16 protein-coding genes are annotated in these 14,148 nt (G+C 62.1%); 2 read left to right on the top strand and 14 right to left on the bottom strand.

Going from position 1 to position 14,148, the window contains the following annotated elements; all coding sequences use genetic code 11:
- Positions 1-75 precede the first annotated feature (75 nt).
- From OQ287_RS14215 to OQ287_RS14185, 7 genes are all read right to left on the bottom strand, one after another.
- Entirely contained in the window at positions 76-567 is a 492-nt protein-coding gene (locus tag OQ287_RS14215; RefSeq protein ID WP_265896878.1) for a methylated-DNA--[protein]-cysteine S-methyltransferase, read from the bottom strand.
- Positions 568-760: 193 nt separating this feature from the next.
- The gene (locus OQ287_RS14210; protein WP_250938180.1) at positions 761-1,189 is read right to left on the bottom strand and encodes an organic hydroperoxide resistance protein; all 429 of its coding nucleotides are present in this window, start codon (positions 1,187-1,189) and stop codon (positions 761-763) included.
- A gap of 43 nt (positions 1,190-1,232) precedes the next feature.
- Positions 1,233-1,673: a MarR family winged helix-turn-helix transcriptional regulator gene (locus OQ287_RS14205; RefSeq protein ID WP_265896877.1), complete on the bottom strand. Its 441-nt coding sequence runs from the start codon at positions 1,671-1,673 to the stop codon at positions 1,233-1,235.
- A gap of 167 nt (positions 1,674-1,840) precedes the next feature.
- Positions 1,841-2,053 carry a DUF3820 family protein gene (locus OQ287_RS14200; protein ID WP_250938182.1) on the bottom strand — a complete coding sequence of 71 codons (213 nt, stop codon included), beginning with the start codon at positions 2,051-2,053 and terminating at the stop codon, positions 1,841-1,843.
- Between the two features lie 69 nt (positions 2,054-2,122).
- Entirely contained in the window at positions 2,123-2,539 is a 417-nt protein-coding gene (gene arfB / locus OQ287_RS14195; protein WP_250938183.1) for an alternative ribosome rescue aminoacyl-tRNA hydrolase ArfB, read from the bottom strand.
- Positions 2,540-2,569: 30 nt separating this feature from the next.
- A complete protein-coding gene (locus OQ287_RS14190; RefSeq protein ID WP_265896875.1) occupies positions 2,570-3,244 on the bottom strand; it encodes a spermidine synthase in 675 nt (224 codons plus the stop codon).
- Positions 3,245-3,280: 36 nt separating this feature from the next.
- Positions 3,281-3,604, bottom strand: coding sequence for a YkgJ family cysteine cluster protein (locus tag OQ287_RS14185; RefSeq protein WP_250938185.1), 324 nt, complete (start codon positions 3,602-3,604; stop codon positions 3,281-3,283).
- A 170-nt stretch (positions 3,605-3,774) separates the two neighbouring features.
- Here OQ287_RS14185 and OQ287_RS14180 point away from each other — a divergent pair, with 170 nt between their 5' ends.
- Together OQ287_RS14180 and OQ287_RS14175 are read left to right on the top strand one after the other, a co-directional pair.
- On the top strand, positions 3,775-4,668 hold the full coding sequence (locus OQ287_RS14180) for an MBL fold metallo-hydrolase (RefSeq protein WP_265896874.1): 894 nt from the start codon (positions 3,775-3,777) through the stop codon (positions 4,666-4,668).
- 54 nt (positions 4,669-4,722) lie between these two features.
- On the top strand, positions 4,723-5,991 hold the full coding sequence (locus OQ287_RS14175) for an NAD(P)/FAD-dependent oxidoreductase (protein WP_265896873.1): 1,269 nt from the start codon (positions 4,723-4,725) through the stop codon (positions 5,989-5,991).
- Positions 5,992-6,170: 179 nt separating this feature from the next.
- Here OQ287_RS14175 and OQ287_RS14170 read toward each other — a convergent pair whose 3' ends face one another.
- The 7 genes from OQ287_RS14170 to OQ287_RS14140 form a co-directional block, all read right to left on the bottom strand.
- Complete coding sequence (locus OQ287_RS14170) at positions 6,171-7,607, bottom strand: sodium:solute symporter family protein (RefSeq protein WP_265896872.1); 1,437 nt, start codon at positions 7,605-7,607, stop codon at positions 6,171-6,173.
- A 519-nt stretch (positions 7,608-8,126) separates the two neighbouring features.
- Positions 8,127-9,080, bottom strand: a complete 954-nt coding sequence (locus OQ287_RS14165; RefSeq protein WP_265896871.1) for a LysR family transcriptional regulator — start codon at positions 9,078-9,080, stop codon at positions 8,127-8,129.
- Between the two features lie 108 nt (positions 9,081-9,188).
- Positions 9,189-10,412 carry an acetylornithine deacetylase gene (gene argE / locus OQ287_RS14160; protein WP_265896870.1) on the bottom strand — a complete coding sequence of 408 codons (1,224 nt, stop codon included), beginning with the start codon at positions 10,410-10,412 and terminating at the stop codon, positions 9,189-9,191.
- A 121-nt stretch (positions 10,413-10,533) separates the two neighbouring features.
- Positions 10,534-11,208, bottom strand: coding sequence for a DUF1028 domain-containing protein (locus OQ287_RS14155; protein WP_265896869.1), 675 nt, complete (start codon positions 11,206-11,208; stop codon positions 10,534-10,536).
- Entirely contained in the window at positions 11,205-11,630 is a 426-nt protein-coding gene (locus tag OQ287_RS14150; RefSeq protein ID WP_250938194.1) for a RidA family protein, read from the bottom strand. The genes OQ287_RS14155 and OQ287_RS14150 overlap by 4 nt, the downstream gene beginning before the upstream one ends.
- Complete coding sequence (locus OQ287_RS14145; RefSeq protein WP_265896868.1) at positions 11,630-12,928, bottom strand: flavin-containing monooxygenase; 1,299 nt, start codon at positions 12,926-12,928, stop codon at positions 11,630-11,632. Before OQ287_RS14145 ends, OQ287_RS14150 begins: the two co-directional genes overlap by 1 nt.
- A 391-nt stretch (positions 12,929-13,319) precedes the next feature.
- Entirely contained in the window at positions 13,320-14,057 is a 738-nt protein-coding gene (locus tag OQ287_RS14140) for a glutathione S-transferase family protein (protein ID WP_265896867.1), read from the bottom strand.
- Positions 14,058-14,148 lie beyond the last annotated feature (91 nt).

Below are 14,148 nucleotides of genomic sequence, written 5' to 3'. Positions count from 1 at the left end.
CCCGTCGGCAGGCAAGTGTATAGCCGCTTACTGTAGGCAGCGACATACCCGCCGGCCACCCTGGTCCGGCATTTTCTAGATCAGGGCCATGCTCTGCTGCGCCTGCTCAAGCGCCAGCAGCTGTTCCTTGAGGGTCAGGCCGCCGGAATAACCGGTCAACTGCCCCTTGCTGCCCACGACCCGATGGCAGGGAATCATGATCGGCAGCGGGTTTTTATTGTTGGCCATGCCGACGGCGCGCGCCGCTTCCGGCTGCTCAATGGCCCTGGCAATCTCGCCATAACTGCGCACCTCGCCCCAGGGAATGGCCTGCAGTGCCTGCCAGACACGATGCTGAAAAGGCGTGCCCTGAGGTTCGAGTGGCACGGTGAAGTGGTGGCAGTGCCCGGCAAGGTAGGCGCACAATTCTCTGGCGGCCTGCTCCAGGATCGGGTGATGGAGGCTGTCATCGTCGCTGGTGGCATCGGGTGTGGTCAAAAATTCGATGCTGGTCAGTGCGTGATCACTGGCAGTCAGTCGAAGGGTGCCGATCGGCAGATCGGCAAGGGTCAGGTGGGCCGTTGTCATTGTTCTGCTCCGGTGCGGGCAATACGTCAAGCCTGGCACACCGGGTACGGTGCCAGGCACAAATAGCGCCCTGATATGACCAAAGACCAGGGGGCATCAGGGGCCCCTGCCGTCATCAGCGATCGTGTCATCATCTGGTCGGGCATGAAAAAGGCGCCCCGGGATGGGGCGCCTTCTGTCGATGAGTCAGGTTTCAGACGCTGACGTTGAGCGTGACATCAATATTGCCGCGGGTCGCGTTGGAGTAGGGGCATACGCCATGGGCCTTCTCGACCAGCGCATCAGCCTGTTTCTGCTCAAGGCCGGGCAGTGACACGTTCAGGGTGACTTCGATACCAAAGCCGCCGGGAACCCTGCCGATGCCGACATCACCCGTGATGCTGGTATCTTCCGGCAGGGACACCTTTTCCTGGCCCGCGACAAACTGCAGTGCGCCAATGAAGCAGGCAGAGTACCCGGCAGCAAAGAGCTGTTCCGGGTTGGTGCCCTCTCCGCCGGCGCCCCCCAGCTCCCTGGGCGTCGACAGTTTGACGTCCAGGGCGTTGTCGGCTGAAGTGGCCTGACCATCACGGCCGCCGGTAGCGGTAGCCTGGGCACGGTAAATAACCTGTTCGATGCTCATGAAATGCTCCTGTCAGAGTAGGTTGCTGCAACAAGGGAAACGATTACTGATCCAGATTGTGCCGAAGCTGATCCAGGGATGCCTTGAGCGAGGCCAGCTCTTCCGGCGAGCACTGGCTGGCGTCAAAGGCCTGGGCCGGAATACAGGCAGCGCGCTGCTGAAGTGCGCTGCCTTCCTCGGTCAGTGTCACTGTGACCTGGCGTTCATCCGTGCTGCTTCGCTGGCGGACAAGCAGACCCGCGGTTTCAAGGCGTTTCAGCAGCGGGGTCAGCGTGGCCGAGTTCAGATGAAGCAGCTCACCGATCCGTGACACGCCCTGGCCATCGCGCTCCCATAGCACCAGCATGACCAGGTACTGCGGGTAGGTCAGTGCCAGCTCGTTCAACAGCCGACGATAGGTTCTACCCACTGCCAGCTGAGCGGCGTACAGGGAAAAACACAGCTGTGACTCAAGGCTCAGGTCGTTATCTGTATCCGTCGACATCGTCATGTCCTCAATATAGATCGTGCGCGATTTAATTGCACGCTACCATATAGGCGTATTTGGCATACCCTTATCGTCAAAGGGTATCAGTCGGTATGAAAGGGTGTCGCTGGCTCATCGAAAAACGGCCCTGAACCAATGCGAGGGCCGTGGCGTGCAAAGTGTGCTCAGCGGTGACGCAGGGGCTCGAGCAGCGGCGACAGACCGTTGTGGTCGATCTCGCGCATCAGGGCCATCAGGCGCCCAAGCTCGCCATCGGGAAACCCTTCCCGAGCGAACCAGTGCAGGTAATGGCCGGGCAGATCCGCCAGCAGGCGCCCTTCGTACTTGCCGAACGGCATTCGCCACTGCACCAGTTTCTGAAGATCATCCGGATTCATGGCTACCCTCGGACAGATAAATGAGCGGTCGGTGCATGGCCGTGAGAGACAGATGACAGGAAGCGGGGCTCAATGATCCACCCGTCCTCGCAGGCGCTTTTTGGCACCATCGCGTGTCTTGCTGTCCATCCGTTTGCGTTTGGCATTTCGGCTCGGTCTGGTCGCCTTGCGCGGCTTGTCGGAATACAGCACCGGTCGGATCAATTCCCTGAGACGGGCCAGAGCATCCTCTCGATTCTGCTCCTGGGTTCGGTGCTGCTGGGCCTTGATCACCACCACCCCATCCCGGGTGATCCGGCGATCGCGCAGGGCCAGCAGCTTTTCCTTGAAGCCCGGATGCAGGCTGGAAGCGCGGATGTCGAAGCGCAGGTGAATGGCCGACGACACCTTGTTGACGTTCTGACCGCCCGCACCCTGTGCACGTACGGCCGTCAGCTCGATTTCATTGTCGGGAATCGAGACGTTGCGTGAAATATCCAGTGGCATTTGCGGTATCTCCCTTGTTCAGTGGTGGATTTACCAGCCAAGCCAGATGGTATGGCGTGCGCCCTTGCCGGGACGATGAGCACGTACGGTATGCTCTTCGACACACAGCCCGGCACGCTTCAGGCGTTCACTGAACGCCGGGTCCATCCCGGCGGACCACACGGCCACCACTCCCTCCGGTCGCAGTGCTTCCTGAATGGTCTGAAGGCCCTTTGCATTGTACAGCCGGTCATTGTCCTTGCGGGTCAGACCTTCAGGACCGTTGTCGACATCAAGCATGATGGCATCGAAGGCACCGGGGTGCTGTTCCAGCACGGCAACCACATCATCCACAATGATGCGACACCGGGGATCATTGATCGGGTAACCGGCTGCCGCGCCCAACGGGCCGCGATTCCATTCGACAACGCCCGGCACCAGTTCGGCCACCACGACCTCGGCCTGTGCAGGCAGGCTTTTCAGGGCGGCGGCCAGGGTAAAGCCCATGCCCAGTCCGCCCACCAGCACCCGCACGGCCGGATGTGCTGCAACGCGCGCGCAGGCCAGCTCCGCCAGAGCATCTTCCGAGCCGTGCAGGCGGGTATTCATCAATTCACCGGGTTTGCCTGCGATACGGATCGAAAATTCATCATCACGCTGCAACAACCGCAGGTGACCGCGCCCGCCCGGAATGGCCGCTGTATCGATTTCACTTAGTTTGGCCATGAGGCTCGCCTGTCAAAGGGGGGGGAGGGTGCAGCGTCAATGCTGTGCCGGCACCAGGTGAATCGCGCGCTCTTCAAGGCATTCAAAGCTGCCGATGTCGAAATCACGGCAGTTCTGTGGACGGCGCGAGTGAATGGTGCACAGCATGGTATTGCGATCGACCGCGGCGCACCAGCCATCTTCCTCCTGACGCATGACCAGCCCGCCCCAGGCATCTTCCTCGACGAGGTGATGAGGAATGTTGCGGGCCAGGTCATCGCTGTCCAGAAGCACTTCGAGCCGACAGCAGCAGGCCTCGCAGTTGAAGCAGCTGACCTCCTGCGGGGCGGTCGTATCATGGGGATCCGGGGTAGCCGGCATTGAAACATCCTGTGTTGTGATCGCGTCTTGATACCGGGGGCAGAATACCGCGAACGGGCATGTCAGAACATCGAACAGGTAATATATAGCAAATTCGAATAACGTTATTCTATAAAATGAACTATCCTGAGTCCTGCCTTCCTACATTAGTGACGTTCAATGGTGATGCAATGACAACCTTCGCCCACTCTCCTGGCCAGCCTGATGTTGCCGGCTTCTTTGACCCCGACACCTTCAGTGTTCAGTACGTGGTGAGTGACCCGGCCACCAGCGCCTGCGCCATTATTGACCCGGTACTGGATTACGATGAAAAGGCCGGTGCCACGTCCACCCATCATGCGGATGCCCTGCTTGACCATATTGCCCGAGAGGGGCTGACGCTCGCCTGGATTCTGGATACCCATCCCCACGCAGACCACCTGTCCGCCGCGCACTACCTGCATGAGCGGACTGGTGCTCCGGTCGGCATCGGGCGGGCCGTTACCGAGGTCCAGGCGCTCTGGAAGGACATCTACAACCTGCCGGCCCTGGACACCGATGGCCGCCAGTGGGATCACCTGTTCGATGATGGCGAGACCTTCGCTCTGGGCGAACTTTCCGTCAGGGTCATGCACTCTCCCGGCCACACCCTTGCCTCGGTCACCTACGTCATCGGTGATGCGGCCTTTGTGCATGACACCCTGTTTCAGCCTGATTTCGGTACCGCACGCGCCGACTTTCCCGGCGGAAGTGCCTCCGCGCTCTGGGACTCCATTCAGGCCATTCTGGCCTTGCCGGAACAGACCCGGTTGTTTACCGGCCACGACTATATGCCTGACGGGCGAGCGCCTCGCTGGGAAAGTACCGTGCAGGAGCAGCGCAACACCAACGTGCATCCGCTGGGTGAGCAGCAGCGCGACGAGTATATCGCGATGCGCAATCACCGCGACAGCGATCTGCCGATGCCCAGGCTGCTGCTGCATGCGCTGCAGGTCAATGTACGGGGAGGGCGGCTGCCCGCCCCGGAAGACAATGGGCGACGCTATTTGAAGATTCCCCTCGATGCGCCGGGCATCAGCCGTTGAGGCTCGATGGCCTCATTATCCTGCCCTCGGGCACCACATGAACCGGAGAGCCGCATGAGTGGCATGAATGATCTGAACCAGGAGGCGTCGGCGCACATCACCGGCCATGACGTGGTCATCATCGGCGGCGGGGCCGGTGGCATTGCCGTGGCCGCCAGCCTGCACCGACGTGAGCCGGCGCTGGATATTGCCATCGTTGAGCCGGCCACAGAACACTTCTATCAACCGGGCTGGACGCTGGTCGGTGGTGGGGTATTCACCCCTGAGCAGACACGCCGCACCATGGCTTCGGTCATGCCCTCCTTCGTGACCTGGCACCGCTGTGCGGCCACGGCACTGCTGCCGGACCAGCACCAGGTCGAACTCGACAGCGGCGCGACCCTGCGTTATAGAGCGCTGGTGGTGGCCCCTGGTCTGACCCTTGACTGGAGCGCCATTGAGGGGCTGGACGCGGCGCTGGGTCATCATGGCGTCACCTCCAACTACCGGGCTGACCTGGCGCCCTATACCTGGTCACTGACGCAATCGATGACCAGAGGACGGGCGCTTTTTACCCAGCCACCGATGCCAATCAAATGTGCCGGGGCGCCCCAGAAGGCAATGTATCTCTCCTGCGCCGAGTGGGAGCGAAAGGGGGTTCTGGGCGATATCGATGTGAATTTTCACAATGCCGGCGGCGCCCTGTTTGGCGTAGCGGCCTTCGTCCCTGCGCTTGAACGCTACATAAGGCGCTACGGTATTCAGTGCCGGTTTCAGCAGACGCTGATCGCGGTCGACGGCCCGGCCAGGCTCGCGCGTTTTCAGGTCACCAGCGAAGCGGGGAATGATGTGGCCGAGGTGCCTTTTGACATGCTGCACGTGGTGCCGCCTCAGCGCGCGCCAGAGCTTGTGCGCACCTCTGTACTGGCCAATGACGCAGGCTGGCTGGATCTCACCCCGGAGACGCTGCAGCACACCCGTTTCGAGGATGTGTTCGGGCTGGGAGACGCCAGCGGCACCAGTAATGCCAAGACCGCTGCCGCAGTGCGAAAGCAGGCCCCCGTCGTGGCAGACAACCTGGTTGCTCAACTGAAGGGCGACCCGCTGCCCTCGTGCTATCGCGGATACGGTGCCTGCCCGCTGACGGTCGAGCGGGGCCGGGTGGTGCTGGCGGAGTTCGGCTACGGTGGCGAGTTACAACCCACCTTTCCCGACTGGGTCAACCAGGCCCGGCAGGCTACCCGACTGGGCTGGCACATCAAGGCACGGCAGCTGCCGTTCATCTACTGGAACCTGATGCTGAAAGGCCATGAATGGCTGGCCGGTCCGGACAGGCGAGCCTGACGGGCGTAGCACCAGCAGATGTTCAGCATTTGAGCAGGATACTGCTGCCGTTTTCAGCCGATACCAATGGTGCTACTCACGCAAAAGCGGCAGTGATTTCAAGTCACTGCCGCTTTTGCGTTCACGGCTCCGGTGGCCCGTCAGCGTGCTTCAGTCCGCACGCCATACAGGGCACACGATCAGAGGGACGAGGCAGCGGGAGTGAGCGCGCGACGTGTTGCCAGGCTCACACCGACGTAGCAGGCCGCAGAGGCGAGGCAGCCGTAGAGCGGGCCCTGCACCCAGCCGAGATCCGTACCCAGCAGAAGGAAAGCGCTGACGCTGAATCCGGCGGCGATGGAGGCGAACGCCCCTGCGCTGTTGCCCTGCCAGAACGTCGAGCACAGCGTCACCCCGAACAGCGACGCCATCAGCGTGCCGTTACCCAGAATGCCCAGCCACAGGATCATCACCGGAGGCATGTAGGCCATGCCGACAAAGCCGCAGATGCCCACGATCAGCACCATCAACCGGTTGAACGTCATGGTGGTCGTGAACCCCTTGTGCACCCCCAGTGCCGCGCGCAGGTCATAGGAGAGCGCCGTCGAGACCGTATGCATCAGTGAGTTCGCGGTCGATTTCATGGCGAAAAGAATGAACAGCGTGATGACGCTGGACATCAGAGGGCTGACCCCTTCCGCCAGAAACGTGGGCATGGCCATGTCCGGAGAAGCGAGATCGGGGAAATAGGCCTTGGCGTAGAGTCCTGCCAGCGGTGTGAAGTTGAGCAAAAGGCCAAGAATGGCGACCCAGATGCCGACCCGCGCCATGCTGACGTTTTGCTTGATGGCGAGAAAGCGTACCGACATGAACGGCAGCGCTGCGGCCCACAGAAATGCGTAGGGAAGCAGCAGCAGCGCCGAGGCCGGGCTGTCACCGTAGGGGGCTCCGGATGAGGGGTTGGCAAGCTCCGGGTTGATCACGTCGAGCCTGGCGATCAGCTCGCCCACGCCAATTTCGACAAAGACGACATAGGCGATGACGCAGGAGGCCAGCACCATCCCCAGGACCATCACGGCATCGGTCCAGGCCACGGCCCGCAGCCCGCCGAACATGGTATAGCCGACCACCAGCAGCGTGATCAGCAGAGCGCCCATCGTCGGTGAAAGCCCCAGCCAGCCGGAGACAAGAAGGCCGATCGCCTTGATCTGGGACACCAGGAAGACGCTCAGCAGCAAAATGATGATGACGGCCACCAATCCCTGCAGCCAGCGTCCGGCCATGCCCGCCGAGTGGGTCTGTGCGATGTACTCGGGCATGGTACGACTGCCCAGCGTGCGGGCCTTGCGACGCAGATAGTTGGCGAAAAACAGTGTGGCGATCAAAAAGGCGGGCGTGTAGAACGCGTTCGAAAAGAGCTCGAGCGATCCGTACTCGTAGGCGACCCCCGGGGAGCCGATGAAGACGAAACCGCTGTAGCCGGTGGCGATCAGGGTAGCGGCGGCCACGAAGGGGCCGAGCGAATTATTGGCAACGAGAAAGCCTGACTCGTCCTGGTCGCCGGCCACTCGCATCGAGTAGAGCGACAGACCGATCAGGATCGTGGCGGACACGATCAGTAGGGCCCAGTTCAACATGGGATAGTCCTCGGATAATTGTTATTGAAAGAGGTCTGTTGGTCAGTGGGGCTGGCGTTGCCTGTCCAGCAGCAGCGCTGCGACAGCAAGCGCAAGCGTGGCGGCTGACACGACACCGAAGGCGATTAAGGTCCATGAACTCATGGGGTTCTCCCTGGAAGGTGATACCTGATGAAGCCAAGCGGTCACTACGCAGTGCGCGGCCGGGGACGACAGGAAAGCCGTGATGAACGGTGGGGGTCGGTCGAGCAGCGCTCGAACAGGCATGAGTCTGAGAGCATGTGGATCGAATGCGAGGACATGGGGACTCCGTTGTTGACTGTTGTTGTGAGTCGTTTTGCAGGCATGGCGCCCTGAACGGTGAGCCGGCTTTTCTTAATACCAAGGTCTCACCGTGTAGCTCCACGATAAGCAGGGCCCCGGATTGGTTAAAATACTTTTATGCGAACGTTGGGATAGGTTTCGCTGATGCAGTCCCGCACCGCCATGGCCGTGCCAGGGCATTGACGGTGCGAGTGGTCAGGCGTCGGGGGTGGAAGACGAGGGGGTCGAGCGTGGTGAGTTGATGGTCTCAAGGACAAGGTCGGTCCGTGAGGCGAGCTGGCGCATGGCCTCTGCCGCCGGACTGAGGGTGAGGTGACGAAGGCTGGCGATGCCCATGGACAGCGGTCGGGCGTCTTCCTCAAGCGTGAGCGCCACCAGACGTTTGCCATCGAACGCCTTGTCGGTCGTCAGCGGCGTGTTGAACAGCGAAAAGCCAAAGCCGTTGGCGACGAGGCCGCGAATCATGTCGAGTGATTTCGCCCGATAAATGATGTCGGGCACAATGCCCTCGGCTTCGAACAGGGAGAGAAAATATTCACGGCTCTGGGGCCAGTCCAGCAGCACCATGGGATGCTCGATGAGCCGGGCAAGGCTTACGCTGCCCTGCCGGGCGAGTGGATGATCCTCGGCCACGACGGCATAGGGAGGAAAGCGCGAGAGCGGGGTGAACTCGATCTCCTGAGGCAGCTGAAGATCATAGGCAAACGCCAGTTCGTACTCGCCGTTGTGCAGCCCCTTGAGAATGTCTTCCTGCGTCATCTCGTGGCAGCTCAGGTTGACGTCCGGGTAGGCATCCGCGTACTTGCGCAGCAGGCGAGGGAGGAAAACGGGCGCAAACGTGGGAAACGCCACCAGCTTGAGTTCGCCGGCGATCGTATCTCCCAGCGACATTGCATACTGCATCAGATTGTCCGAATCGCGAAGCAGCTGCCGGGCTCGCGTCATCAGCTGTCTTCCCGAGGGGGTGAGGGACAGCCCCTGAGCATGATGGCGCACAAAGAGCTGAAGTCCCGTCATCTCCTCGATCTGGTGAATGGCGGCAGAGATCGAGGGCTGTGAAACATAGAGTTGTTTCGCAGCGCCCGTCACGCTGCCGAGTTCGCCTGCGACGACAAAATAGCGCAGTTGCTTGAGGGTAAATTGACGCATCGGTTCGGCCGTCCTGCAGTTGGAGTAAGCGTTACGCTGGAGAGAGTCCGTCTACCCACAAGCGTACCAGACGGCACCGATGCCGAAGGTCTGCCCTGCCTGGAATAGCTACCGGCCTGGCCGGGATGCCGCGATGAACGGCGCGCGGCCTCCATGGCTACTGTCAATGGCGTCTGTCGTCAAGGCGTCGACCATCTCGTGCAGCCAGGCAACGCACTGGTGCAGCTGATCCGTTTCGATGAACTCATCCGGTGTGTGGCCCTGCGCCATGTCGCCGGGGCCGCAGACGAGGGTGGGAATGTCGAGCCCGTTCTGGAAAAGTCCGGCCTCGGTGCCGTAGCCGATGCGGGCGCGATCCTGATCCTCGATCAACCCCAGCGTGAACGCCAGCAGCGGGCTGGTTTCCTCGACCGAGAGCCCCGGATAGTCGCCGAGCCGGGTGACCTCGATGCGAGCCTCATCGTGATGCGCGCGCATGTCGGCTTCGACCGTCCTGGCGACGGCCGTGAGGGCCTCGAGCAGTGCTTCTGGATCATCCTCGGGAACGGTGCGCATCTCGATATCGAGATGGCATGTCGCCGGCACGATGTTGAGCGCCTCTCCCCCCTGCACGACGCCAACCTGAAGCGTGGTCCAGGGCACCGAAAATCGCTCGTCAAACGGGCCATGTTCGGCTTTTGCCCTTGCCTGCGTGTCGACCCACTGGATCAGATGCCCTGCGGCATGAATCGCATTGACGCCCTCCGGGGCCATGCCCGAATGGCTCGCCTTGCCGGTGACCGACACCCGTATGGCGAGCTTGCCCTTGTGCGCCGTCGCCACCCGCATCCGCGTGGGTTCTCCGACGATGCAGGCCACGGGGCGATGGGCAACGCCCTTGAGATCGTCGATGAGACTGCGCACCCCGACGCAGCCGACCTCCTCATCGTGAGAGAAGGCAAGATGGATCGGCACGCCAAGCCTGGCCCGGGTCATCGCCGGCACGGTTGCAAGCACCGCGGCGAGAAAGCCCTTCATGTCTGCCGCGCCGCGCCCGTAGAGACGACCTTCCTGCGCCGTCAGGGTAAAGGGGTCGGTGTGCCAGGTCTGGCCGGTGACGGGAACAACATCGGTATGTCCCGACAGGATGACGCCACCACGGTCCTGCGGGCCGATGGTCGCGAAGAGATTGGCCTTCTCGCCGGTCGTGTCGAGTACGCGACGCGAGGCGACCCCGTGGTCGTCGAGATAGCACTCGATGAAGGCGATCAGTTCGAGGTTGGAGCGGTGGCTGGTGGTATCAAACCCCACCAGCGTGGTGAGCAGGTCAACGGCATCAGTAGTAGATGGCATGGCAGTTCGAAATCCCATGAAGGAACGGCGCACACGATGATGTGTCATGTGCGCCGTCAGGAAGGAAGCAGGCTTCTCGACAGGCCGCCGGTCAGCGGCCCTGTTCTGGCGAAGCCGGGGCTTAACGCACGTCTCCGGGCACGCCATAGGAGGGCGACTCATCGGGGCGGACAGCGCGACAGACGTAGTCGTCGCGCTGGGGCAGGTAACGCGTCCAGAGCTGGCGCAGTTCGACGATGGGGTCGTCGTGCCAGTCGACACGCAGGTCGACGACCGGCCAGCTGGCCTGACTGGTGACCTTCAGGCCTGCGGAGTGGACGGGGCCCATTTCGCCGCCGGCGTCGACGCCCGCGGCCAGGGCCACCAGCAGACGCTCGGCCAGTTCGCCCGTGGCGTTTTCGAAGGCGGCGACCGTGACGTCGACCACGCTGGCCTCCGCCAGCATGTTGCCCCCCGCCACGCAGTCGTTGCCGGCACGCGTCGCATGAATGCCCAGCGTCTCGGCGCCGCTGTGAACGGCGCTGTCGCCGTGGGCATCGAGCACCTGAAGCTGGCGCCACTCGGGATAGTCTTCACTGTCCAGCAGTTTCGTCAGCACCTCGCCGGCGCTCAGGCCGGAGTGCAGATGTTCGAGCCCCAGCTGGCCAAGCACCGGATTGGTGACGTTCTGCGTCAGCACCACCCCATGGCGCGGGCCGACAAAGACGCAGCGGCTGGCCACGCAGATGCTTGATGAGGTGATGGCCGCGCCGAACTGGCCTGTCTCACGGCAGAAACCGGCAATCGATAGCGTCATTGGTCACTCTCCTGCTGGGGAATAACGGCGATCACGTCGATCTCCATCAGCCACTCGGGCTGGGCCAGTCCCGCGACCACCAGACCGGTGGAGATGGGAAACACTCCCTTGAGCCACAGCCCGACTTCACGATAGACCGGCTCGCGAAAGCGAGGATCAGTGATATAGGTCGTGGTCTTGACGATATGCGAGAGGTCGCTGCCCGCCTCCTTCAGCAGCTGGGCGACGTTTTTCATCGCCTGTTCTGCCTGGGCGCGCGGGTCGCCGAGGCCGACGAGATTGCCGTCGAAATCGGTACCGACCTGCCCGCGGACATAGACGGTGTCACCGGCCCGCACGGCCTGGCACAGGTCGTTGTCCAGGCTCTGATTGGGGTAGGTGACCCTGGTATTGAACATGCGAATACGTGTATGCGTCGGCATCAGATCGTCCTCTCGACATCGGCGGGCGTGCCCTGTGGCTGGGCGTCGGCGTGATAGGCCAGATACTTGCGCTGGGTCGCGATGTGGTCAGCGACGTGTTTGGCGTCGTGCCAGACCCCCCAGATGAAGCTCGACCCGCGACGGGAAAGCCACGGCAGGCCCAGGAAATAAACGCCCGGCTCTTTTGAGACGCCGCGCTGATGCTGGGGTTTGCCCTGGTCGTCAAAGGCATCGACATTCAGCCAGCTGTAATCCTGGGAAAAGCCGGTCGCCCAGACGATGGTGCTCACACCAGCGGCGTCGAGGTCGAGCGAGCTCAGCGGGTTCGTCAGGCAATCCGGGTCGGGCAAGCGTTCCCGCGCGTCAGGGTCAGGCGGCAGATCAAGCCCGTTGCGGGCCGCGTAGGCATCCGCGGCGTCCAGCAGCGAGAGATGGTTGGCATCGCCCAGGGCGATGTTTTGCACCAGGTCCGACTCGAAGGTCACCACGCCTTCATCAAACCCCTGGGTTCTGCCCACGAGTGTCATGCCGCTGGCGGCAAGGCGGCGAAAATCGATCGTATTACCGCCTCGTGCCCCGCTCACGGCGATGGTCACATGCTCGGTGCCCGGCTTCATCGCCTCGGCATCCCACTCGCCCAGCACGCCCAGCCACCAGCAGAAATCACGGCCGCGATAGGTGCGCGGCGGACGGTGATGCGGGCCCACGGAAAGATAGACCTGTCGGCCTGCACGCATCAGCTCTTCGGCAATCTGAACGCCTGATGAGCCTGCACCCACCACCAGCACGGCGCCCTCGGGCAGCTGCTCGGGATTGCGGTATTCGGAGCTGTGGATCTGAGTCAGTGCATCGGTTCGAGGCGCAATCGGCGGAATCAGCGGTCGCTGAAACGGCCCCGTAGCGACCACGACGCGGGCAGCCTCCAGCGTGCCTTCCGAGGTCTTGATGGTGAACCCGGGGCGGCCTTCGTTGCGCACCACCGACGTTACCTCGACGCCGGTCTGGACGGGGGCATCCATGTTCGCTGCGTAGGTTTCGAAATACGCTGCGACCTGTTCCTTGCCCGCAAAGGCATCGGGGCCGACATCGGCAAAGGTCATGCCCGGGAAGCGATCATGCCAGGCCGGGCCATTGGCCACCAGGGAGTCCCAGCGCTGTGTGCGCCAGCGTTCCGCGATGCGGTCGCGCTCCAGTACCAGGTGTGAAACACCCGCCTGTATGAGATGTTCGCTCATGGCGATACCGGCCTGTCCGGCGCCAATTACGAGCGTGTCAACGTAGCTTTTCTGCAGAGCCATGATGTTGTTTTCCGTTGAGTAGGTGAAAGGCGGGGGTGATACCGACACTGTCTCGCCTATCGATCGTCGAAGAGAGATCGGGTGTAATTACCTGGAGGTGCGGTGGCATGCCACGGGGCCGTGTGAAGGCAAGGGCTGTGGGGGAGGCATATCGAACAGGGAGACGGCTGACATGGGGGCTTCCTCGGATTTTATTGTGCCTGGAAGCTTACGAAGTCGGAGTGGATCATTAAAATATACTTATTTTTTCTTTTGGATCAGCTTTAGTAATCCTGGTGTGGCGAACACTCATGCTGGGCCCGCGTGTTCACCGAAAGATGCGTGAATCGGCCGGATGCAGCGGCCAGGGCACGACTCCATGCCCGTGCCGCGGCTGATGCGATGCCCGGCCCTACCCGAACGCATCGAGCGCCAGGTAGTCACTGTTCTGTTCCCGGATCTCATGGCCCTGGGCCCGAATCCGGTCGCCCACGGCGTGAGCGTGAGGCCGCTCGGCCATGGCCTCAAGCCATGCCTTCACGTGGGGGTAGTTCTTGAACCGATAGCCGACCGCCATGATTTGATGCAGCTCGCAGCTGATGGCGAGATCGGCAAGTGTCGGGTGTCCATCGCCGGCCAGGGCAGGAGTGCCCTGCTGCTGGCGTGAAAGGTGGGCCTCCAGCATGGCAAGGCCGGGTGTGAGGCCGTCCTGAAGTGGCGTCAGTAACGTGGATTGAATCTCGCGCTTGAGCATCGGCAGGGTCTGATGCAGGTTCATGAGGTGATGAAACATGTCATATCGGCGCACGTTGCCGTGGTGCCAGTCGAGCCATTGATCGATGCGTGCCGAGCGGGCTGGGTCGGCATCACCCGGATACCAGCGCTGCGCTCCCTCCTGATCTGCCGCGGTGCGGCACAGATACCGCATGATGGCGTGGCTTTCACCCAGATACAGCGGCGTGCCGTGATTGTCGACCCAGAGCGCGGGGATGGTCTGCAGGGCATTGATGTGAGTAAACCAGTCAGTATGGGTCTCGCCGCCGGCAAAATCGACTTCATGGAAAGTGTGTTCGATGCCCAGCTCGCGCAACAGGATGTCGACGGCTCTTGAGGGTTGAGACAGGCGATGGGCGTAGAGTGTGATGGTCATGGGCAGCCTCCTTGCCAGGGGTGAACGACGCAAGGGTCAGTCTAGTCCGATGCGCGCGCTCGGGTCGACGCGAGGGGGCGGGCTTGAAATC

It is taken from the genome of Larsenimonas rhizosphaerae (assembly GCF_026240105.1).
In the GTDB taxonomy this organism is placed as follows: domain Bacteria; phylum Pseudomonadota; class Gammaproteobacteria; order Pseudomonadales; family Halomonadaceae; genus Larsenimonas; species Larsenimonas rhizosphaerae.
Note: the sequence above shows the minus strand (reverse complement) of the source record. Positions and strands in the feature narration are given on the sequence as shown.